This window comes from Stenotrophomonas sp. YJH_SMC_40 (assembly GCF_059368615.1).
Genome location: NZ_JCAFRX010000001.1, coordinates 369037 through 387517, shown reverse-complemented (window position 1 = coordinate 387517; position 18481 = coordinate 369037). Strand labels below are relative to the sequence as shown.

At 67.3% G+C, this 18481-nt stretch carries 22 protein-coding genes; 3 read left to right on the top strand and 19 right to left on the bottom strand.

Annotated elements, in window-relative coordinates:
• Positions 1–70 precede the first annotated feature (70 nt).
• From lexA to rlmE, 10 genes are all read right to left on the bottom strand, one after another.
• Positions 71–706: a transcriptional repressor LexA gene (gene lexA / locus AC5P6X_RS01910; RefSeq protein WP_005412936.1), complete on the bottom strand. Its 636-nt coding sequence runs from the start codon at positions 704–706 to the stop codon at positions 71–73.
• Positions 707–824: 118 nt separating this feature from the next.
• On the bottom strand, positions 825–2507 hold the full coding sequence (gene ubiB / locus AC5P6X_RS01905) for a 2-polyprenylphenol 6-hydroxylase (protein WP_088436848.1): 1683 nt from the start codon (positions 2505–2507) through the stop codon (positions 825–827).
• 34 nt (positions 2508–2541) lie between these two features.
• The gene (locus AC5P6X_RS01900; RefSeq protein WP_005409020.1) at positions 2542–3036 is read right to left on the bottom strand and encodes a CinA family protein; all 495 of its coding nucleotides are present in this window, start codon (positions 3034–3036) and stop codon (positions 2542–2544) included.
• Positions 3037–3156: 120 nt separating this feature from the next.
• Positions 3157–4467: a ribosome rescue GTPase HflX gene (gene hflX, locus AC5P6X_RS01895; RefSeq protein WP_005412934.1), complete on the bottom strand. Its 1311-nt coding sequence runs from the start codon at positions 4465–4467 to the stop codon at positions 3157–3159.
• Positions 4468–4481: 14 nt separating this feature from the next.
• Positions 4482–4757: an RNA chaperone Hfq gene (gene hfq, locus AC5P6X_RS01890; protein ID WP_004152891.1), complete on the bottom strand. Its 276-nt coding sequence runs from the start codon at positions 4755–4757 to the stop codon at positions 4482–4484.
• A gap of 96 nt (positions 4758–4853) precedes the next feature.
• The gene (gene miaA, locus AC5P6X_RS01885) at positions 4854–5807 is read right to left on the bottom strand and encodes a tRNA (adenosine(37)-N6)-dimethylallyltransferase MiaA (RefSeq protein WP_005412933.1); all 954 of its coding nucleotides are present in this window, start codon (positions 5805–5807) and stop codon (positions 4854–4856) included.
• The gene (gene folP / locus AC5P6X_RS01880) at positions 5807–6703 is read right to left on the bottom strand and encodes a dihydropteroate synthase (RefSeq protein ID WP_099606054.1); all 897 of its coding nucleotides are present in this window, start codon (positions 6701–6703) and stop codon (positions 5807–5809) included. Before folP ends, miaA begins: the two co-directional genes overlap by 1 nt.
• 584 nt (positions 6704–7287) lie before the next feature.
• The gene (locus AC5P6X_RS01875) at positions 7288–7473 is read right to left on the bottom strand and encodes a hypothetical protein (protein WP_021202558.1); all 186 of its coding nucleotides are present in this window, start codon (positions 7471–7473) and stop codon (positions 7288–7290) included.
• A gap of 102 nt (positions 7474–7575) precedes the next feature.
• Positions 7576–9510: an ATP-dependent zinc metalloprotease FtsH gene (gene ftsH, locus AC5P6X_RS01870; RefSeq protein ID WP_005409015.1), complete on the bottom strand. Its 1935-nt coding sequence runs from the start codon at positions 9508–9510 to the stop codon at positions 7576–7578.
• A gap of 69 nt (positions 9511–9579) precedes the next feature.
• Positions 9580–10212 (bottom strand): 23S rRNA (uridine(2552)-2'-O)-methyltransferase RlmE, encoded by a 633-nt coding sequence (gene rlmE, locus AC5P6X_RS01865; RefSeq protein ID WP_005409014.1) that lies wholly within the window; start codon positions 10210–10212, stop codon positions 9580–9582.
• A 65-nt stretch (positions 10213–10277) separates the two neighbouring features.
• On the opposite strand from rlmE, the gene yhbY reads away from it, so the two are divergent.
• The gene (gene yhbY / locus AC5P6X_RS01860) at positions 10278–10583 is read left to right on the top strand and encodes a ribosome assembly RNA-binding protein YhbY (protein WP_004152868.1); all 306 of its coding nucleotides are present in this window, start codon (positions 10278–10280) and stop codon (positions 10581–10583) included.
• A 13-nt stretch (positions 10584–10596) separates the two neighbouring features.
• Positions 10597–10971 carry an Mth938-like domain-containing protein gene (locus AC5P6X_RS01855; protein ID WP_005409013.1) on the top strand — a complete coding sequence of 125 codons (375 nt, stop codon included), beginning with the start codon at positions 10597–10599 and terminating at the stop codon, positions 10969–10971.
• On the opposite strand, the gene AC5P6X_RS01850 is transcribed toward AC5P6X_RS01855, so the two are convergent.
• The 5 genes from AC5P6X_RS01850 to surE all read right to left on the bottom strand — a co-directional run bounded on the left by AC5P6X_RS01850 (position 10955) and on the right by surE (position 14997).
• Positions 10955–11485 carry a hypothetical protein gene (locus AC5P6X_RS01850; RefSeq protein WP_099605596.1) on the bottom strand — a complete coding sequence of 177 codons (531 nt, stop codon included), beginning with the start codon at positions 11483–11485 and terminating at the stop codon, positions 10955–10957. The genes AC5P6X_RS01855 and AC5P6X_RS01850 overlap by 17 nt on opposite strands.
• 637 nt (positions 11486–12122) lie before the next feature.
• A complete protein-coding gene (locus AC5P6X_RS01845; RefSeq protein ID WP_005409011.1) occupies positions 12123–12914 on the bottom strand; it encodes a peptidoglycan DD-metalloendopeptidase family protein in 792 nt (263 codons plus the stop codon).
• Complete coding sequence (locus AC5P6X_RS01840) at positions 12911–13525, bottom strand: YqaA family protein (RefSeq protein WP_005409010.1); 615 nt, start codon at positions 13523–13525, stop codon at positions 12911–12913. Before AC5P6X_RS01840 ends, AC5P6X_RS01845 begins: the two co-directional genes overlap by 4 nt.
• 18 nt (positions 13526–13543) lie before the next feature.
• Positions 13544–14221 carry a protein-L-isoaspartate(D-aspartate) O-methyltransferase gene (locus AC5P6X_RS01835; protein WP_005409009.1) on the bottom strand — a complete coding sequence of 226 codons (678 nt, stop codon included), beginning with the start codon at positions 14219–14221 and terminating at the stop codon, positions 13544–13546.
• Positions 14218–14997 carry a 5'/3'-nucleotidase SurE gene (gene surE, locus AC5P6X_RS01830; protein WP_010485979.1) on the bottom strand — a complete coding sequence of 260 codons (780 nt, stop codon included), beginning with the start codon at positions 14995–14997 and terminating at the stop codon, positions 14218–14220. Before surE ends, AC5P6X_RS01835 begins: the two co-directional genes overlap by 4 nt.
• Before the next feature lie 209 nt (positions 14998–15206).
• On the opposite strand from surE, the gene AC5P6X_RS01825 reads away from it, so the two are divergent.
• Entirely contained in the window at positions 15207–15746 is a 540-nt protein-coding gene (locus AC5P6X_RS01825; protein ID WP_005409007.1) for a Smr/MutS family protein, read from the top strand.
• A gap of 123 nt (positions 15747–15869) precedes the next feature.
• Here the strand turns inward: AC5P6X_RS01825 and truD are convergent, their stop codons facing one another.
• The 4 genes from truD to ftsB are packed head-to-tail and all read right to left on the bottom strand — an operon-like array spanning position 15870 to position 18478.
• Positions 15870–16901: a tRNA pseudouridine(13) synthase TruD gene (gene truD / locus AC5P6X_RS01820; RefSeq protein ID WP_149500908.1), complete on the bottom strand. Its 1032-nt coding sequence runs from the start codon at positions 16899–16901 to the stop codon at positions 15870–15872.
• Positions 16898–17395, bottom strand: a complete 498-nt coding sequence (ispF, locus tag AC5P6X_RS01815) for a 2-C-methyl-D-erythritol 2,4-cyclodiphosphate synthase (RefSeq protein ID WP_005409005.1) — start codon at positions 17393–17395, stop codon at positions 16898–16900. The genes truD and ispF overlap by 4 nt, the downstream gene beginning before the upstream one ends.
• Positions 17396–17429: 34 nt before the next feature.
• The gene (gene ispD, locus AC5P6X_RS01810; RefSeq protein ID WP_005409004.1) at positions 17430–18128 is read right to left on the bottom strand and encodes a 2-C-methyl-D-erythritol 4-phosphate cytidylyltransferase; all 699 of its coding nucleotides are present in this window, start codon (positions 18126–18128) and stop codon (positions 17430–17432) included.
• Complete coding sequence (gene ftsB / locus AC5P6X_RS01805; RefSeq protein WP_005412924.1) at positions 18125–18478, bottom strand: cell division protein FtsB; 354 nt, start codon at positions 18476–18478, stop codon at positions 18125–18127. The genes ispD and ftsB overlap by 4 nt, the downstream gene beginning before the upstream one ends.
• Positions 18479–18481: the final 3 nt, after the last annotated feature.

Here is an 18481-nt window from a genome sequence, read left to right as displayed (position 1 = left end):
ATCCGTACCAACCTCAGTGGAACCAGAGAATCGCCACAAAAGACCGCGGGGTAATGCGCTATGGAACGGGTCAACGGTTGGGCCGCAGCAGGCCGCAATAGAGGCCCTCGATCGCGAAGTCCTGATCCGGCAATACCTCGATCGGCTTGTAATCAGGATTGCGCGGCAGCAGGCGGATGCGATCCTTGGCGATCTTCAGCAGCTTGACCGTGATCTCGTCATCGATGCGGGCCACCACGATCTGCCCGGAATGGGCGTCGCGGGTGCGATGCACGCCGATCAGGTCACCGTCGAAGATGCCCTCGTCGATCATCGAATCGCCCTGCACCTTCAGCAGGTAGTCCGGCGCGGGCGAGAAGAACACCCGGTCCAGCACCACGAAATCGTCCGAGCCGATGTCGGCGCCGATCGGCAGGCCGGCCGCAACCCGGCCCAGCACCGGCAGGCGCAGCACACTGTCGGGCAGGCCCGGCTCGGCCAGCTTCTCGACCGGCGGCGCCTGCACCAGGCGGATGCCGCGGGCCTGGCCCGGGATGCGACGGATCGCACCGGCCTGCTCCAGGGCTTCCAGGTGGTACTGGGCCGCGCGCACGCCCTTGAAGCCGAACGCACGTGCGATTTCAGTCTGCGAGGGCGGCGCGCCTTCGCTCTCGATACGCTCGGCGATCAACTGCAGGATCGCCTGCTGGGTGTCGGTCAGGTCCATGGTTAGTAGTATTACTACTAATATCCGGGACTGCAAGTGCCGGGGGCGACAAAAGCAAATGCAGCCGACTAACAGTCGGCTCTACAGGAATCGCTGCGCGATTCCGCGGTAAACACACTCACGTGTGTTTACCGCTTCTCCATATCGAGAACAGGATCCACACGCCGCAGAAGCCGGCGCCGATGAAGCCGCAGACGCCCAGCGCCAGCAGCCAGCGGCTGGAGACGCCGCCGACGCTGTGCATCACGATCGAGGAACCGATGATCAGCGCAGCAGTGACGATGCCCATCACCAACCGGTTCGCTGCGCGGTTCACCTGTTCGCCGAAGCCCTGCAGCGCCGTGGTTTCCACCTTCAACTGCAGGCGTCCCCGGCGCGCCGCCTGCACCAGCTTGCGCAGGTCGCGGGGAAGCTCACCGGCGAAGTCGACCAGGCCCAGCAGGCTGCGGCGGCCGCGCTTGAGCAGCGCCTTGGGCGCATAGCGCTGCAGCACCACCCGCTCCAGGAACGGGCGCGCGGCACTGGCCATGTCGAAATCCGGGTCCAGCTGCCGGCCCATGCCTTCCAGGGTCAGGAACGCCTTGATCATCAGCGCCAGGTCAGCCGGCAGGGTCAGGCTGTAGCTGCGCAGCAGCTGGGTGATGTCGCCCAGCATCAGGCCGATGTGCAGGTCCTTCAGCGGCACGCCACGGTATTGATCTACGAACTGGCTGATGTCGTGCTGCAGCCGGTTCTCGTCCACCTCAACACCGCCGGCCCAGTCCAGCAGCACGTCGGCCACGCCCTGCGGGTCCTGCTCGACCAGCCCGTGCAGCAGCTGAGCCACCTGGAAACGCCGCACTTCCGACAAGGCGCCGACCATGCCGAAATCGATCACGCCGATGCGGCCGTCACGCAGGTAGATGATGTTGCCGGGGTGTGGATCGGCGTGGAAGCTGCCGTCCTCCAGCACCATCTTCAGCACAATGCCGGCGCCACGCCGTGCCAGCTCGCGCCGGTCCAGGCCCGCCGCATCGACGCCGGCCAGGTCTCGGCCAGGAATGCCGTCGACGAAGTCCTGCACGTTCAGGCTCTCGCAGGTCCACTGCCAGTGCACCTTCGGAATCAGTATGTCATCACGGCCGCTGAAGTTGCGCGCGATGCGCTCGGCATTGCGGCATTCCGCCGCGAAATCCAGTTCGCGGCGCAGCGACACGGTGAACTGCTGCACGACCTCGGCCGGGCGGTAACGACGCAGGTCCGGCAGTCGCGCTTCAACGATCTCGGCCAGGCGGGCCAGCAGACGCAGGTCGGCCTCGACCACATCGCGGATACCCGGGCGCCGCACCTTCAGCACCACCTCACGGCCGTCATGGAGGCGCGCGCGATGGGCCTGCGCCAGCGAGGCGGCGGCCATCGGGGTTTCATCGAGGAAGGCGAACACCTGCGTCGGCGAGGCGCCAAGGTCGGCTTCGAGCTGCTCACGGATATCCGCGTACGGCAGCGCCGGCACCGCGTTCTGCAGTTCGGACAGCTCGGCGATCCATTCCGGCGGCAGCAGGTCAACGCGCGTCGCCAGCACCTGCCCGAGCTTGACGAAAGTGGGACCGAGATCCTGCATCGCGCTGCGCACGCGCACCGGTGCGGTCATCCGCAACAGTTCCTGCCGCTCCTCGTTCCAGTGCAGAAGGCGCCCTGCCCGCTCCAATGTGCTGGCCAGGCCGATGCGCCGCACCACGTCGCCGAAGCCATAGCGGATCAGGACAACCGCGATTTCCTGCAGTCGGCCCAGGTCACGGACCGTGCCCAGCGTTTCCCACATCATGCGTGCTCCGGACGATTACCGGAGCAGCATGTCACAGCTGGGCGTCGATACCGCGCAATGCCGCCGCCACGGTTTGCCGGCGGATGGCTTCGCGGTCGCCATCGAACTGGAACAGTTCGGCGCGGGCGTAGCCGCCGCGGCGCTTCCAGCCGATCCAGACACTGCCGACCGGCTTGTCCGGGCTGCCACCGCCAGGACCCGCGATGCCGGTCACCGCCACGGCGATGCCGGCACCGGAATTGACCAGTGCGCCGGACACCATCTCCAGCACGGTTTCGCGGCTGACCGCGCCGAACTGCTCCAGCGTCTGCGCACGCACGCCCAGCAGGCGCTGCTTGGCTTCGTAGCTGTAGACCACCATGCCGCAGTCGAAGAACGCCGAGGAACCGGCGATATCGGTCATGCACTTGGCGATCCAGCCGCCACTGCAGCTTTCAGCGGTCACCAGCTGCAGCGAAGCCTGCTGCAGGCGCTGCCCGAGCGCGGCGGACTGGGCGTTGAGGTCGGCGTCGGTGGGGATGGACATCGGCATGACGGTGGGGTGAAGAACCTGCACGTTGTACCGCAGATCACAGGCGGATGTCGCGCCCCTCCAGCACGGTGGTTGCCGGCCAGCGGCCGGCACTATCGGGGATTGGCCGCTACCTCACCACTCCGGCAGCTTCTCCGGCAGCAGCGCCCGGATCGGCGCGCCGTCGGCACTGGCAGCCAGCTTTTCGGCTTCGGCGATCGGCAGGTCGACCTGCAGCAGCCAGCCGTCTTCATCGGCCTGCTCGCTGCGGATCACTTCCAGCTGGTGCAGGCGCGCGCGCAGGCGGCCGGCATCGGGTGGCAGGCGCAGTTCGCCGGTGACGTGCTGCAGGCCCAGGCGCTTGCCCAGCACCGCCTGCAGCAGCTCCAGGCCCTGCCCGTCGCGTGCGGAAATCCACACCCGCTCGCGGCGCGATTCGTCCGGGATGCCATCCTGGCCGTCGTGGCGGACGTCGGCACCGTCGATGCGGTCGATCTTGTTGAATACCAGCAGCTGCGGCAGGTCGCCGGCACCGACCGCGGTCAGCACCTCGTCGACCTGCGCGATGCGCTCCTCGCGATGCGGATCGGCGGCGTCGACCACGTGCAGCAGGAAATCCGCCTCGCGCGCCTCGGACAGGGTCGAGCGGAACGCCGCAACCAGGTCATGTGGCAGGTCGCGGACGAAGCCGACGGTGTCGGCCAGGACCACGTTGCCACCCGGAACCGCAATGCGGCGCACGGTTGGGTCCAGCGTCGCGAACAGCTGGTCGGCGGCATAAGCCTCGGCGCCGGTCATGGCGTTGAACAGGGTCGACTTGCCTGCGTTGGTGTAGCCCACCAGGGCCACGCGCGGCAGTTCGCTGCGCACGCGTGCACGGCGCATCTGGGTGCGCTGCACTTCGACCTTTTCCAGGCGTTTCTGCAGCTGTTCGACCCGCTTCTGCAGCAGGCGGCGGTCGGTTTCCAGCTGGGTTTCACCCGGGCCGCGCAGACCGATCGAACCACCGCGCTGGCGCTCCAGGTGGGTCCAGCCGCGCACCAACCGCGTGGCCAGGTGACGCAGCTGCGCCAGCTCGACCTGCAGCTTGCCCTCGTGGCTGTGCGCACGCTGGGCGAAGATATCCAGGATCAGGCCGGTACGGTCGATCACCCGGCGCTCCAGGAACCGTTCCAGGTTGCGCTCCTGGCCCGGGCTCAACGCATGGTTGACCAGGATCAGGTCGGCACCGCTGGCGTCGGCCGCGGCCTTGATCTCGTCCAGCTTGCCGCTGCCGATCAGGGTCGACGGATTCGGTCGGTCCAGGCGCGCAGTGATCGTCGCGGCGATGCTGGCCCCAGCCGAGCGGGCCAGATCACCGAATTCTTCCAGCACATCGTCTTCCAGCTTGCCGAAATGGGGCTGGATCAACAGGGCGTGTTCGCCCTTTTTCGAGCGGTCAAACATTCACCGCTCCGGTCTTACTCGTCTGCTTCATCACCTGCCTGACCACCTTCACCCGACTGCACGTAACCACCGCCCGGACCGACCTTCACGTTACGTGCCGGAACGACCGTGGAAATGGCGTGCTTGTAGACCATCTGACTGACCGTGTTGCGCAGCAGGACCACGAACTGGTCGAACGACTCGATCGTGCCCTGCAGCTTGATGCCGTTGACCAGGTACACCGAAACCGGCACGCGTTCGCGCCGCAGTGCGTTCAAGAAAGGATCCTGCAGCGATTGCCCCTTGGACATTGCACACTCCTGATTATTGTTCTTATTGGGTTGCCGACGGTTGCCACGGCCCCCGAGCCGCCCGCCGACCGATGATGTTACACGGCTGGCGGGGGTTCAGCGTGCGACGAAGGTCGACACCGCGCCGGCCAGGCGCTCCCCATCGACATGGGGGTCGAACCAGCGCGCATCAAGCTCGCCGCGCAGCCAGGTCAGCTGGCGCTTGGCCAGCTGCCGGGTGGCGAAGATCGCCTTGTCACGGAAACGGGCGGCATCACCCTCCCCGTCCAGGTATTCCCAGGCCTGGCGATAGCCAACCGCACGCACCGCCGGCAGGTCCAGCGGCGCCGTCACGGCGGCCATTTCCGGCATTGCACGCAGTGCCCGCACCTCGTCCAGGAAGCCCTGCGCCAGCATGGCGTCGAAGCGCGCCTCGATGCGCTGGTGCAGTACCGCGCGGTCACGCGGGGCGAGGATCAGCTTGAGGGTGCGCACCGGCAATGGCGCGACGCCCGGCCGGCGCTGCCATTCACTGATCGGCGTGCCGGTGAGGCGATAGACCTCCAACGCCCGCTGGATGCGTTGCGGGTCGGTGGCATGGATACGTGCGGCTGCGGCTGGATCGACCATGGCCAGTTCTGCGTGCAGTGCCGCCCAGCCCCGCTCGGCCGCCTCGGTGCTGAGTGCTTCGCGCATCACCGGGTCGGCCTCCGGCATCGGCGACAGGCCCTGCAGCAGGGCCCGGAAGTACAGCCCCGTGCCACCTGCCAGGATCGGCGTTTTGCCGCGTGCCACGATGTCGGCCACGACGCGGCCGGCATCGGCGGCGAACTCGGCCGCCGAATAGGTCTGCCACGGATCGCGCAGGTCCAGCAGATGGTGCGGCGCCTGCGCCCGCTCGGCCGCATCCGGCTTGGCCGAGCCGATATCCAGATGCCGGTAGACCAGCGCCGAATCGACGCTGACGATCTCGCCATCCAGCTGCTTCGCCAGGGCGATCGCGGTGGCGGTCTTGCCACTGGCGGTCGGCCCCATCACGGCGATCGCCAGTGGCCGCCGGTCGATGCCCATCAGTCTTCGTCCGGCCAGCGGATCGTCGGCGTGGCGTCGGCGCGCGGCGTTGGCACGGCCTCGACTGCCTGCCAGATCTTCAGTGCATCAACGGTGGCGGCCACGTCATGCACGCGCACGATGTGTGCGCCGCGCTGCACCGCGATCAGGTGCGCGGCCACCGAGGCGGCCACGCGCTCGGACGGCGTGTCGCGACCGGTCAGTTCGCCCAGGCTGCGCTTGCGCGACAGGCCCGCCAGCATCGGCACGCCCAGCTCCAGGAACCGCTCGGAGCGTGCCAGCAGGGTCATGTTGTGGGCAGTGGTCTTGCCGAAACCGAAACCGAGATCGATCAGCAGGTTCTTCTTCGCAATGCCCGCCATCTCGGCAGCGAACAGGCGCTGGACCAGGAAGCCGTGCACCTCGGCGACCACGTCGTCGTAATGTGGATCGGCCTGCATGTGGCCTGGCTCGCCCTGCATGTGCATCAGCACCACCGGCACGCCGGTTGCAGCGGCGGCGTCCAGCGCCCCTTCCTGACGCAGGCCGTAGATGTCATTGATCATGCCGGCGCCAGCCGCCACGGCCGCGCGCATCACTTCCGGCTTGAAGGTGTCGATGCTGATCGGCACCCGGGTGCGTGCGGCCAGCTGCTCGATCACCGGAATCACCCGGCGCAGTTCCTCCTCCACCGATACCGGCGCAGCGCCCGGCCGGGTCGATTCGCCGCCGATGTCCAGCAGGTCCGCGCCCTCCTCGACCAGCTTCAGGCCATGGGCGACCGCGGCCTCGGTGGTGTCGTGCGCGCCGCCATCGGAGAACGAGTCCGGGGTGACGTTGACGATGCCCATGACCTGGGCACGATCGAGGCGCAGGATGCGGCCGGCGCAATCGAGCTGGGGCGAGGTATCGAACATGGGCAATCCTGCAGGGACAACGGCGGGTAGTTTAGTTCGGCAGGGCGGCGCCCTGCACCCGCTGCAATCAACGTCAACGTCAGAAGCTGGTTCTCCGTGGGGTGGCGGGGTGGGTCAGTTTGCGGGGGACGCCGCAAGTACGTCCGTGTAGGCTCGGTCGCCGCATCCATGCGGCTCACGCCCCCGCAACCGGACCCACCCCGCCTTCGACAGATCTCCGCGATCTGCAGTAGATCCACGCCATGCGTGGATGAATCTCCATCGGAATCGAATATTTCGAATTGGAATCGAAATGCATCCACGCATGGCGTGGATCTACCGTGTCGACCAAGGTCGACACCTACCAACAGCAGCAGGAATCTGTCAGAGGTGGGGCGGTGTCGGAGTGCGGGGTGTCAGCCGCATGGATGCGGCTGCCAAGCTTACAGGGACGTACTTGCAGCGCCCCCGCACTCCGACACCGCCCCGCCATCCTACGGAAAGCCCGCTGTTGCTGTTGCTGTTGCTGTTGCTGTTGCTGTTGAGGTTGCCGGCCAGCGGCCGGCACTACCACGGGTGCAGGGCGCAGCCCTGCCGACACCCTCTCAACGGCGGCGGCGCTTGCGGTCCACGTACAGGGTCCTGGCGATGCTCAGCACGATGCCGACTCCGATGCCCACCACGCAGCCCAGCAGCAGGTTGTCGGCCCCCAGGCCCACACCCACGCCGACCACGGTGGCGATCACCATTTCGGCAGTGTGGGAAATCGGTTCGGGCTTCGGGGCGGACATGCGGGCTCCAGCGTCAGATCGGATCTTCGGGATGGGCCAGTGGCCCGGAAACGACGAAGCCGGGTTGCCCCGGCCTCGTCTGGTGTCACCTGCAGCGGGCCGTCAGTGCGATTCGGCCGGGCCTGCGATCGGCGGCAGCGGACGGGCGTCGCCGCCCTTGTCGTTGCCGCCATCCTTGTTCGACTTGCTCCAGCCCGCCGGCGGCGGCGGATCGCGGCCTTCCATGATCGCGTCGATCTGCGGCGCGTCGATGGTCTCGTACTGCAGCAGCAGCTGCGACATCGCGTGCAGCTTGTCGATGTTCTCGGTCAGCAGCTGGGTCGTGCGGGCGTAGGCCTTGTCGAGGATGTTGCGCACTTCCTCGTCGATCCGGCGCGCCGTGTCGTTGGACACGCTCTTGTGCTGGGTGACCGAACGGCCCAGGAACACCTCGTCGTCCTCTTCGCCATACGCGATCGGGCCGAGCTGCTCGGACAGGCCCCACTTGGTGACCATGTTGCGGGCCATCTTGGTGGCACGCTCGATGTCGTTGGAGGCGCCGGTGGTGACCTTGTCCTCGCCGAAGATCAGCTCTTCGGCGACGCGGCCGCCGTACAGCGAGCACAGCTGCGACTGGATCGCCACGCGGTTCATCGAGTACTTGTCGCCTTCCGGCAGGTACATGGTCACACCCAGCGCACGGCCGCGCGGAATGATGGTGACCTTGTAGACCGGGTCGTGCTCGGGCACCAGGCGGCCGACGATGGCGTGGCCGGCCTCGTGGTACGCGGTCAGGGTCTTCTCGTCCTCGCTCATGGCCATCGAGCGGCGCTCGGCACCCATCAGGATCTTGTCGCGTGCACGGTCGAAGTGGTCCATGCGGACTTCCTTCTCGTTGCCGCGCGCGGCGAACAGGGCCGCCTCGTTGCAGAGGTTGGCCAGGTCCGCACCGGAGAAGCCCGGGGTACCACGCGCGATCACCATCGGCTCGACGTCGTCAGCCAGCGGCAGCTTGCGCATGTGGACCTTGAGGATGTGCTCGCGGCCCTTCACGTCCGGCAGGCCGACCACGACCTGGCGGTCGAAACGGCCCGGGCGCAGCAGCGCCGGGTCCAGCACGTCCGGACGGTTGGTCGCGGCGATCACGATCACGCCTTCGCCACCCTCGAAACCGTCCATCTCGACCAGCAGCTGGTTCAGGGTCTGCTCGCGCTCGTCGTGACCGCCGCCCAGGCCGGCGCCACGGTGGCGGCCGACGGCGTCGATTTCGTCGATGAAGATGATGCACGGCGCGTGCTTCTTGGCCTGCTCGAACATGTCACGCACGCGGCTGGCGCCGACGCCGACGAACATTTCCACGAAGTCCGAACCGGAGATCGAGAAGAACGGCACCTTGGCTTCGCCGGCGATGGCCTTGGCCAGAAGCGTCTTGCCGGTACCCGGCGGGCCCACCATCAGCACGCCGCGCGGAATCTTGCCGCCCAGCTTGGTGAACTTGGACGGGTCGCGCAGGAAGTCGACCAGTTCGCCCACTTCTTCCTTGGCCTCGTCGCAGCCGGCGACGTCGGCGAAGGTGACCTTGATCTGGTCTTCGCCCTGCAGCTTGGCGCGCGACTTGCCGAAGGACATCGCGCCTTTGGCACCGCCGCCACCGCCCTGCATCTGGCGCATGATGAACAACCAGAAGCCGATGATCAGGATGACCGGCAGGAAATTCATCAGGATCGCGCCGAGGGAAATGCCGCTGGACGGCTCCTCCTGCACGATCTCCACGTTCTTGGTACGCAGCACGTTGATCAGGTCACGATCGAACGGCGCGGTGATGGTGGACGACTGCCCACCGCGGGTGGTGTAGGTCAGCTGGCTGGTGCCGCCGCGCATGTCGCCGCCAAAGGCGACCTTCTGCACGTTGCCGCTGTCCACCTGGTCCAGGAACTGCGAGTACGACGCGCCCTGCGCGCCGGCCCCGGAGGACTTCGGCGAGAAGCTCTGGAAGACCACCATCAGCACGACGGCGACGACCACCCATAGCAGGAGGTTCTTGGTCAAGTCGTTCATCCTCATTGGCTCCGGTGTTCCTCTCAGTGCTGGCGTTGCGTTGGGGTCGAACTTGCGTACGTTGCGAGCTTACTTCATGTGGGCGCGTTTTCCCTGACCCAAGGCATACACCTCGGGAGAGCGCTTGCGCGACGCTTCCGGCTTGCGGATGGAGACCTTGTCGTACCGGCGGCGCATGTCGCGCACGTAGTCGTCAAAGCCTTCGCCCTGGAACAGCTTGATCAGGAACGCCCCACCGGTCTTCAGGTGATTGTCGGCAAAATCCAGGGCCAGCTCCGCCAGGTGCATCATCCGCGGCTGGTCGACCGCGCCTACACCACTCTTATTGGGGGCCATGTCCGACAGCACAAGGTCTACCGGCTGATCCCCGAGCATGGCTTCAAACTGCGATAGAACGGCTTCTTCCCTGAAGTCACCATGAAGGAACTCCACACCAGCCAGCGGCGGCATGTCCAGGATGTCCAGGGCCAGCACGCGGCCGGTGTCGCCGATCTGTCTCCGCACCTGCTGAGACCAACCACCCGGGGCCGCGCCAAGGTCGACCACCACCATGTGCGGCTTCAGCAACCGGTCACGTTCCAGCAGCTCTTCGAGCTTGTAGGCGGCGCGCGAGCGCATGCCTTCGGCCTGGGCCTTCTTCACGAAGGGGTCGGAGAAGTGTTCCTTGAGCCAGCGCTGGCTGCTTTTGCTGCGGGTAGCCATTGAAAATAGGGGCTGATGGGGTCCTCATGATACCCTGATCGCCCCATTCAACCGTGTTTTCCTGCATGTCCATCGCCCTGACCGCCTCCCAGACCCGTTTCCTGCGCGGCCAAGCCCACGACCTGAAGGCCCTGCTGCAGACCGGCGGCAAGGGTGTGACCCCGGCCTTCATCGCTGAGCTGAACGAAGTGCTGGAGCGCCACGAGCTGGTCAAGGTGAAGGTCGCTGCTGAAGACCGCGACGCCCGTGACGTGATGATCGGCGAGATCGTCGAAGCCACCGAAAGCGCGCTGGTGCAGCGTATCGGCCACGTCGCCGTGCTGTACCGCCCGAGCAAGGAACAGCGCCAGATCGTGCTGCCGCGCGGCTGATCGCCCTACTGCCATGCAGCTGAACCACGAACCGCCGGATTACGCCTATAGCCTCCGTGCCGCCGATGGCCGCTCGGCCAAGGTGAATGACCAGGCGCTGGGCAGCAGTTTCTTCCTGACCCCGGACCAGCTGGTCACGCAATGGCCAGTGGTGAGCGCCACTGCGCTGCAGGTCGCTGACCTGGAGCCGATCCTGGCGCTGAATCCGGCGCTCATCGTGCTCGGCACGGGTGACCGTCAGGTGTTCCCGCCGGCGGTGGTGATGGCCGCCTGCCTGTCACGCGGCATCGGCCTGGAAGTGATGAACAATCCAGCCGCCGCGCGCACCTTCAACATCCTGGCGGGCGAAGGCCGCAAGGTCGCCGCCGCCTTCATTCTGGAAGGCTGAGGTCGAGTCGCCGGGTGGCTCCCGGCCAGCTGCCCGAAGGTGTGCAGCGGAATGCCGAGAACGCCTTGAGCCGGCCAATCAGGTTGCCGCCCTGCCCCCAGCGTATATCCATGACCTTCCAGTCCCGGTCCTGCCGCTGCAGCAGGACCCGGTCGGTCCAGCGGTAGTCGCCCACGGCCATGTCGACATGGATCCAGGTGGCGTCACCGCTCGATCCGGGCATTCCCATGGATATCGTTTCCGGTCGATCCGGCGCCAGCAGATACGGGCTCTGGTCCAGCATGTGCGGCTTTTCATCGGGCGCCGCCAGTGCGGTGCAGGCCTGTTCATATGCACGCTGCGCAGCGATGGCTGAGCGGAGGGCCTCACCCAGCAGCGGGGAAATGGCCGTTTCGTTCGACGTCGGCGCCTGGATGACGTCGTAGAGGCGGGTGACCACGTCACGTGGATCGCTGCTGGCGGCGGCCGCCAATGGCGCGATGAGCAGCACGAAAAGGGCTGTTGGGCGAGACATGCGGCACCGGATTGGGGGGGCGGGTTCCGTTGAAGCATGCCGCTTCCCTGGCTTGCCGGGAAGCTTGAGATGCGCCACTCATGGTCGCAAATGGCCACCCACGGCAGCCAGCGTACAGCGAGTCGAGCATGGCTCGACGCTACAGGTCGGCAACGCCGAGCATTGCCCGGCGCCACCCGACCCCACGACCTCAACGCGCCGGCAGGTACTGCTGCGGGTCCACCGGCTTGCCGTTGTAGCGGGTGAGCCGGCGGTGTTTGCGGCCCATGGGCCGCACCGTCGGCGAACGCCCGGCGCGCTGCGCCGGGCCGGGGATCCGCCCAGATGGCGAATCGACGATCAGCGTGCCGGCAGGTATTGCTGCGGGTCCACCGGCTTGCCGTTGTAGCGGGTGAGCCGAGGGCGTTTGCGGCCCATGGGCCGCGCCGTTGGCGAACGACCGGCGCGCTGCGCCGGGCCGGGGATCCGCCCAGATGGCGAATCAACGATCAGCGTGCCGGCAGGTATTGCTGCGGGTCCACCGGCTTGCCGTTGTAGCGGGTGAGCCGGCGGTGTTTGCGGCCCATGGGCCGCACCGTTGGCGAACGCCCGGCGCGCTGCGCCGGGCCGGGGATCCGCCCAGATGCCGAATCGACGATCAGCGTGCCGGCAGGTATTGCTGCGGGTCCACCGGCTTGCCGTTATAGCGGATCTCGAAGTGGACCATGTCGCGGTTCGCACCGGTGCGGCCCATCTCGGCGATCTGCTCACCGGCCTTCACGCTCTGCCCTTCATTCACCAGGCGCTTGCGGTTGTGGCCATAGGCCGACAGCCACTGGTCGCTGTGCTTGATGATGATCAGCTCGCCGTAGCCGACCAGGCCGGCGCCGGAGTACACCACCACGCCGTTGGCGGTGGCCTTGACCGGCTGGCCGCTGGTACCGGCGATGTCCACGCCCTGCTTGGTCGCGTCACCGGCCACGTAGCGGCCGACGATCGCGCCATCGGCCGGCCAGCGCCAGGCGATGTTGCTCTTCACCGGACCCACCGGCGCCGGGGCCGGGGCCGATGTGGTACTGCCGCCGCTGCTGCCACCCGAGCGCGGCGGGGTGACCACCGTGGTCGGCGCGCGGCCGCCGCTGGCACCGGCCGGATACAGTCGGATCACCTGCCCCGGATGGATGGTCGAGGGGTTGTCCAGGCTGTTCCAGGCAATCAGGTCGGCCGGGGTGATGTCATGGATGCGGGCCAGCGCATAGATGGTATCGCCCTTGCGCACCACCACGGTCTGCCCGGGCTTGGGCACCGAGGTCTTCGGCGTGGTCACACCACCGCCGGTGCTGCCACCACCAGGACGAACCACGGTGGCGGTGCCGCAGGCGGCCAGGGTGGAAACCAGCAACGCCAGCGCGCCGATGCGCACTCCCTTGCTCAGACGATCAGGATTCATGCGAACTTCGACCTCCATACAAGCCAGGCGATCAGCACCACCACCAACGCGGTGGCGATCCAGCCCAGCGGTTCAATCCAGCGACGCAGTGCCGCTTCAGCACGCGCACCACCGATACGGATGACCGCAGCCAGCACGAACACGCGCTTGCCGCGACCGATCAGCATGCTCAACAGGTACTGCGGCATCGGCACGCCGACGATACCCGATGCCCACGTGAAGACCTTCATCGGGATGGGCATGAAGCCGCCCAGCACCAGGAAGGTGAACACCGCCCACGGCGACTCGGCCATCTTGGCCTGCACGGTGGTGATGCCCTGCTCGATGGCCGGCAGCATGCCCAGTGCTTCGAACAACGGCTTGATCGCTTCGAAGGCATAATGACCCAATGCATAGCCAATCAGCGCGCCGACCATCGAGCCGGCCAGGCTGAGGGTGGCGAACCACCAGCCGCGTTTCGGCTGGGCCACGCACATCGGCGCCAGCATCACTTCCGGCATCACCGGAAAGATGATCGCCTCGAAGAAGCTCAACACCGTCAGGTAGGTCGGCGCGCGTTCGTGCGCCGCCCACTTCATCGCCCGCTCGTACAGCGGCCCGAAAATCTTCATGCAACCCTGCTCCGTGGATTAGTCGAGCATGCCGGACAGCAGCGGCACGAAGGTGACCGGCGCCAGCACGCGTTGTTCGATGCTGCCGTCAGCCCTGCGGTCCAGCTGCACCAGCGACTGCCCACCCGGCCCGCCGACCGGCGCCACCAGGCGGCCGCCCTCGGCCAGCTGCCCGACCAGTTCATCGACCAGTGCAGGCGCCGCGGCGGTGACGACGATGGCATCGAACGGGCCGTGCTCGGCCCAGCCCGCGCGGCCATCATCATGCTTGGTGCGGATATTCATGCCCAGCGCACGGAAGCGCTTGCGCGCCTGTCGCAGCAGGTCGCCGATGCGTTCGACGGTGTAGATCTCCAGGCCCAGCGCGCCGAGCACGGCGGCCTGGTAGCCGGAGCCGGTACCGACTTCCAGCACTTTCTTTGGCGAGACCTGCAGCACGGCTTCGGTCATGCGCGCCACCACCCACGGCTGGGAGATGGTCTGGCCGTGGCCGATCGGCAGGGCGGTGTCTTCGTAGGCGCGTGACGCCAGCGCTTCGTCGATGAACAGATGACGTGGCACCACCCGGATCGCATTCAAGGTCGACTCGTCGACGATGCCAGCCTCGCGCAGGCGATCGACCAGGCGGTCGCGCACACGCTGCGAGGTCATGCCGATGCCGACGGCTTCCGGTTGCAGGCGCAGGCGTGGGCTCATGCCGGCTGGTCCAGCGCGGCGCTGAGGCCGCCGACCCAGCTGGCCACTTTCTCCAGTGCCTGGTAGCGGGTCAGGTCGACCTGGATCGGGGTAATCGAGATGTGGCCGGTGCGTACCGCGTGGAAATCGGTGCCGGGGCCGGAGTCCTGCTCACGACCGGCCGGGCCGATCCAGTACACCTCGTTGCCGCGCGGGTCCTTCTGCGCGATGCAGCCTTCGGCGCGATGGCGGTTGCCCAGGCGGGTGACCTCGAAGCCCTTGACCTCGCTCCACGGCAGGTCCGGCACGTTGACGTTGAGGATGGTGTCAGCCGGCAACGGATCGGCCTTGAGCCGGGCGACGATCTCCACCGCAGCGCGCGCGGCGGTCTCGAAGTGTTTCGGATCGTGGTTGCGGGTGACCAGCGAGACCGCCACCGCCGGCAGGCCGAGGAAGCGACCTTCCATCGCCGCCGAGACGGTGCCGGAATAGATCACGTCATCGCCGAGGTTGGCGGCGTTGTTGATGCCGGACACGACAATGTCGGGTTCGAACTCGAGCAGCCCGGTCAGCGCCAGGTGCACGCAGTCGGTCGGGGTACCGGCCACCGAGACGGTGTAATGGTCGATGCGCTTGAGGCGGATCGGCAGGTCCAGGGTCAGCGAATTGCTGGCGCCGGAGCGATCGCGGTCGGGCGCGACCACCGTGACTTCGTGACCGGCCTCACGCAGCACCGAAGCAAGCATCCGGATGCCTGCGGCGTCGACGCCATCGTCGTTACTGACCAGGATTCGCATCTTCGATTTAACCGCTTGATTTTCCAAGAATTCGATTCCATCACCGTGCAGTGTGGGCGGGACCGTCGTACTCCCCTGCGGAAGCCGTCGACCCTGCAAGGGCATCGTCTATTGTGCCGCATGCGAGCCGCCGGTCCTACCCTGCCGGCGGTCACGGCCGACATCGAACCGTCATAGGCAGACCTGCGCCAGCGGTTTACCCTGTGCGCATGTCGCACCCTGAAGACGAAGATCCGGCCGCGTTGTTCCGCGCGGCCATCGGCGAAGTGACGCCGCTGCGCAAGGATGCCGAGCCGGCACCGGCTGCGCCCCGGCCGAAGCCGCGCGCGCGCATGGCCGAACGTGACGAGGCCGAAGCCGCCGGCGAGTTCGCCCGGCTGCTGCGCGACAGCACGCCACTGGAAGCCGGCGACGTGGCCAGCTATCGCCGCGACAACCTGCCACCACGCCTGTTCCAGCGCCTCAAGCGTGGCCAGTATTCGGTGCAGGACGAACTGGACCTGCATGGCGCCACCGCCGCGCAGGCCGAGACGCTGCTGCGCCAGTTCCTGCTGGAAGCCCATGCACACGAGTATGGCTGCGTGCGCATCATCCACGGCAAGGGATTGCAGTCCGACGGCGGTGCACCGGTACTGAAGAACCTGGTCGACCGCCTGCTGCGGCTGCGCAACGACGTACTGGCATTCCATTCGGCGCCGACCGGGCAAGGCGGCACCGGCGCGGTGCTGGTGCTGCTGGCGCGGCGCTGAAAAAAGGGGACGCCATGAGTCCAGGTAGAGTCGACTGTCAGTCGACTGCTCTTCCAGCGGCAAGCGAATACCCCGCGCTGCGCGCGCAAGTCGACTGACAGTCGACTCTACCGCGCGCCCTGCTCAGGCCTGCGAGGCGTCTTCGACCGGGCCGAGCTCGTGCAGTACGGCGGTGGCGTAGCAGCCCGGCGGCAGCGCGAACGATAGCTCCAGCACGTCATCGCCCAGCCACTGGTGCTGCAACAACGCGGGGCGCAGGCGCAGCGCGCGGCGCTCCTGCTTCAGGCGCGCGTCTTCCAGGCCGGCCCGCAGTACCTTCGATTCCTCGTCGTCGAGCGCGGCCAGCTCCAGCTCGCGTGCCGCTTCGGTGCTGCGCAGCTCGCCTTCGCCCCACAGCGGTGCGCTGGGATGGATGTCGAACCGCGCGAGGCGCTCGGCCAGCACGTCGGTGTACGGCTCCGGGCCGAACACGCTGCGGCTGCCGTCCAGCATCCACACCTCGCCGTCCAGTGGCTGATCCCAGTTGCCCTGCTCCACGCGCGCAGCCAGCACGCGGTTGAACAGCGCCGATCGGGCGGCAGACAGCAGCAGTGAACGCTGGTCCTTGCGCATGCGGCGGCCACCGAACATCGCCAGTGCCGCCGGCACGTTGCCGCCGTCGCGGCCAAAGCGCTGCTCGCCAAACCAGTTCGGCAGGCCGCGCCCGGCAATCTGCTGCAGGCGTTCGCTGATCGCTGCGGCATCGCCCTGCACCTCGCGCAGGACCAGCTTGAAGCGGTTGCCGGCCAGTGCGCCACGCTGCAGCTTGCGATTGTGCCAGGTCGCTTCGAGCACTTCGATCTCGTCACTGGCCAGCTCGGCCAGGTCCGGCGCAATGCGCTTGGGCAGGTGCACGCTGAAACGCTGGGTGGTGACCGCGTGGCGGTCTTTCATGCCGGCGTAACTCACCGCCATTTCCGGCAGGCCCGCCCACTTGGCCAGCACCTTGGCCACATGCACGGTGTTCGCACCGCGCTTTCGGATGTGCAGCAACAGGTGCTCGCCTTCGCCGGTGGCCTCGAAGGCCGGCAGCTCGTCAACCTGGAAATCGTCTGGCGTGGTGCGGATGCGCGCCGTCAACAACGGCGCACCAAATGCCAACGGCAGCGGAATCATGCCGCCACCAGCAACACGACCGCCTGTGCGGCAATGCCTTCACCACGGCCGGTGAAGCCCAGTTTTTCCGAGGTGGTGGCCTTGACGCTGACTGCATCCAGCGGCAACTGCAGCAGGCCGCCGATGCGCTCACGCATCGCCAGCGCATGCGGGCCAACCTTCGGCCGCTCGCAGATCACGGTGATGTCGGTGTTGCCGACGCGCCAGCCGCGCTCGCGCAGCAGGCTGTCGCAATGACGCACGAAGTCGCTGCTGTCGGCGCCCTTCCAGCGGTCGTCACTGGGTGGGAAATGCTGGCCGATGTCGCCCAGCGCCAGCGCACCGAGCATCGCATCGCACAAGGCGTGCAGGATCACGTCGCCATCGCTGTGCGCAAGCACGCCACAGCTGTGTGGAACGTTCACGCCGCCAAGCATGATGTGATCGCCTTCGCCGAAGGCATGGACGTCGTAGCCCTGGCCGATGCGGACGGGCGGGAACGGTGCGGTGCTCATGGATGCAACCCTTGCAGCAGGGCCACGCGGGCGGTCAGCCGGCGCGGCGGGAAAGTACGAATTCGAACCGGTCCAGATCGGCCGGGGTGGTGACCTTGAAGTTGTCCTCGCTGCCTTCCACCAGCAGCGGGCGCTGGCCCTGGCGCTCCATGGCCATCGCCTCGTCGGTGACTTCAACACCGGCGGCAGCGGCGTCGGACAGCGCGCGGCTGAGCTGGTGGCGGCGGAACAGCTGCGGGGTCAGTGCACGCCAGAGGCGCTCACGCGGCTCGGTGCCATCGATGCCACCGTCGTCGCCTGCACGCTTGAGCGTGTCACGTACCGGTGCGGCCAGGATCGCCCCCACCGGGTCGGTACGACCGACTTCAAGCAGGCGGCCGAGATCGGCCGGCGACAGGTTCGGCCGCGCGGCATCGTGGACCAGTACGAACTCATCAGCGCGCACCGTCTCCGGCAGCGCCTGCAGGCCAGCCAGCACCGAAGCGGCACGGGTCGCGCCACCGATGCAGGTCAGCACCGGCTTGCCCGCCCACTCGTTCCAGCCGGGCCAGTCGGCGTCGTCCTGGCCGATCACCACCATCGCCCCGGCCACGGCCGGGTGCGCCAGCAGGGCGTCCAGGGTATGGGCAAGCAGGATCTGTCCCCCTGCCTGCAGGTATTGCTTGGGCAACGGCGCGCCGAAGCGGGTGCCACGACCCGCAGCCGGAACCACGACCCAGATGGCCGCACTCATGGCACGTCCGCCGGGTGGTCGCCAACCTGCGCACTGACACCTGCCGCAGGCTGCGCCGGATGGACCGGCGCATCCTCGACCACACGATAGAACTTCTCGCCGGGCTTGATCATGCCCAGCTCGCTGCGTGCGCGCTCCTCGATGGCGGACTGGCCTTCCTTGAGGTCCTTCACTTCGGCAGCGAGCGCATCGTTGCGCTGCTGCAGACCCTCATTGTCCCGCTCCTGGTTGGCGACCTGGGCTTCGAGCATCATCACTTCGCCCGAATTGCCCGGACCGAACCAGAAGCGGTACTGCAGCCAGCCCAGCAGCAGGGCCAGCACCAGCAGCATCCAGCGCCAGTCGCGCATCGG

Bases quoted from the DNA above. Each gene is read 5' to 3' on its own strand.
- lexA (WP_005412936.1), bottom strand. From the start codon at position 706: ATGGACCTGACCGACACCCAGCAGGCGATCCTGCAGTTGATCGCCGAG.
- ubiB (WP_088436848.1), bottom strand. From the start codon at position 2,507: ATGTGGGAAACGCTGGGCACGGTCCGTGACCTGGGCCGACTGCAGGAA.
- AC5P6X_RS01900 (WP_005409020.1), bottom strand. From the start codon at position 3,036: ATGTCCATCCCCACCGACGCCGACCTCAACGCCCAGTCCGCCGCGCTC.
- hflX (WP_005412934.1), bottom strand. From the start codon at position 4,467: ATGTTTGACCGCTCGAAAAAGGGCGAACACGCCCTGTTGATCCAGCCC.
- hfq (WP_004152891.1), bottom strand. From the start codon at position 4,757: ATGTCCAAGGGGCAATCGCTGCAGGATCCTTTCTTGAACGCACTGCGG.
- miaA (WP_005412933.1), bottom strand. From the start codon at position 5,807: ATGGGCATCGACCGGCGGCCACTGGCGATCGCCGTGATGGGGCCGACC.
- folP (WP_099606054.1), bottom strand. From the start codon at position 6,703: ATGTTCGATACCTCGCCCCAGCTCGATTGCGCCGGCCGCATCCTGCGC.
- AC5P6X_RS01875 (WP_021202558.1), bottom strand. From the start codon at position 7,473: ATGTCCGCCCCGAAGCCCGAACCGATTTCCCACACTGCCGAAATGGTG.
- ftsH (WP_005409015.1), bottom strand. From the start codon at position 9,510: ATGAACGACTTGACCAAGAACCTCCTGCTATGGGTGGTCGTCGCCGTC.
- rlmE (WP_005409014.1), bottom strand. From the start codon at position 10,212: ATGGCTACCCGCAGCAAAAGCAGCCAGCGCTGGCTCAAGGAACACTTC.
- yhbY (WP_004152868.1), top strand. From the start codon at position 10,278: ATGTCCATCGCCCTGACCGCCTCCCAGACCCGTTTCCTGCGCGGCCAA.
- AC5P6X_RS01855 (WP_005409013.1), top strand. From the start codon at position 10,597: ATGCAGCTGAACCACGAACCGCCGGATTACGCCTATAGCCTCCGTGCC.
- AC5P6X_RS01850 (WP_099605596.1), bottom strand. From the start codon at position 11,485: ATGTCTCGCCCAACAGCCCTTTTCGTGCTGCTCATCGCGCCATTGGCG.
- AC5P6X_RS01845 (WP_005409011.1), bottom strand. From the start codon at position 12,914: ATGAATCCTGATCGTCTGAGCAAGGGAGTGCGCATCGGCGCGCTGGCG.
- AC5P6X_RS01840 (WP_005409010.1), bottom strand. From the start codon at position 13,525: ATGAAGATTTTCGGGCCGCTGTACGAGCGGGCGATGAAGTGGGCGGCG.
- AC5P6X_RS01835 (WP_005409009.1), bottom strand. From the start codon at position 14,221: ATGAGCCCACGCCTGCGCCTGCAACCGGAAGCCGTCGGCATCGGCATG.
- surE (WP_010485979.1), bottom strand. From the start codon at position 14,997: ATGCGAATCCTGGTCAGTAACGACGATGGCGTCGACGCCGCAGGCATC.
- AC5P6X_RS01825 (WP_005409007.1), top strand. From the start codon at position 15,207: ATGTCGCACCCTGAAGACGAAGATCCGGCCGCGTTGTTCCGCGCGGCC.
- truD (WP_149500908.1), bottom strand. From the start codon at position 16,901: ATGATTCCGCTGCCGTTGGCATTTGGTGCGCCGTTGTTGACGGCGCGC.
- ispF (WP_005409005.1), bottom strand. From the start codon at position 17,395: ATGAGCACCGCACCGTTCCCGCCCGTCCGCATCGGCCAGGGCTACGAC.
- ispD (WP_005409004.1), bottom strand. From the start codon at position 18,128: ATGAGTGCGGCCATCTGGGTCGTGGTTCCGGCTGCGGGTCGTGGCACC.
- ftsB (WP_005412924.1), bottom strand. From the start codon at position 18,478: ATGCGCGACTGGCGCTGGATGCTGCTGGTGCTGGCCCTGCTGCTGGGC.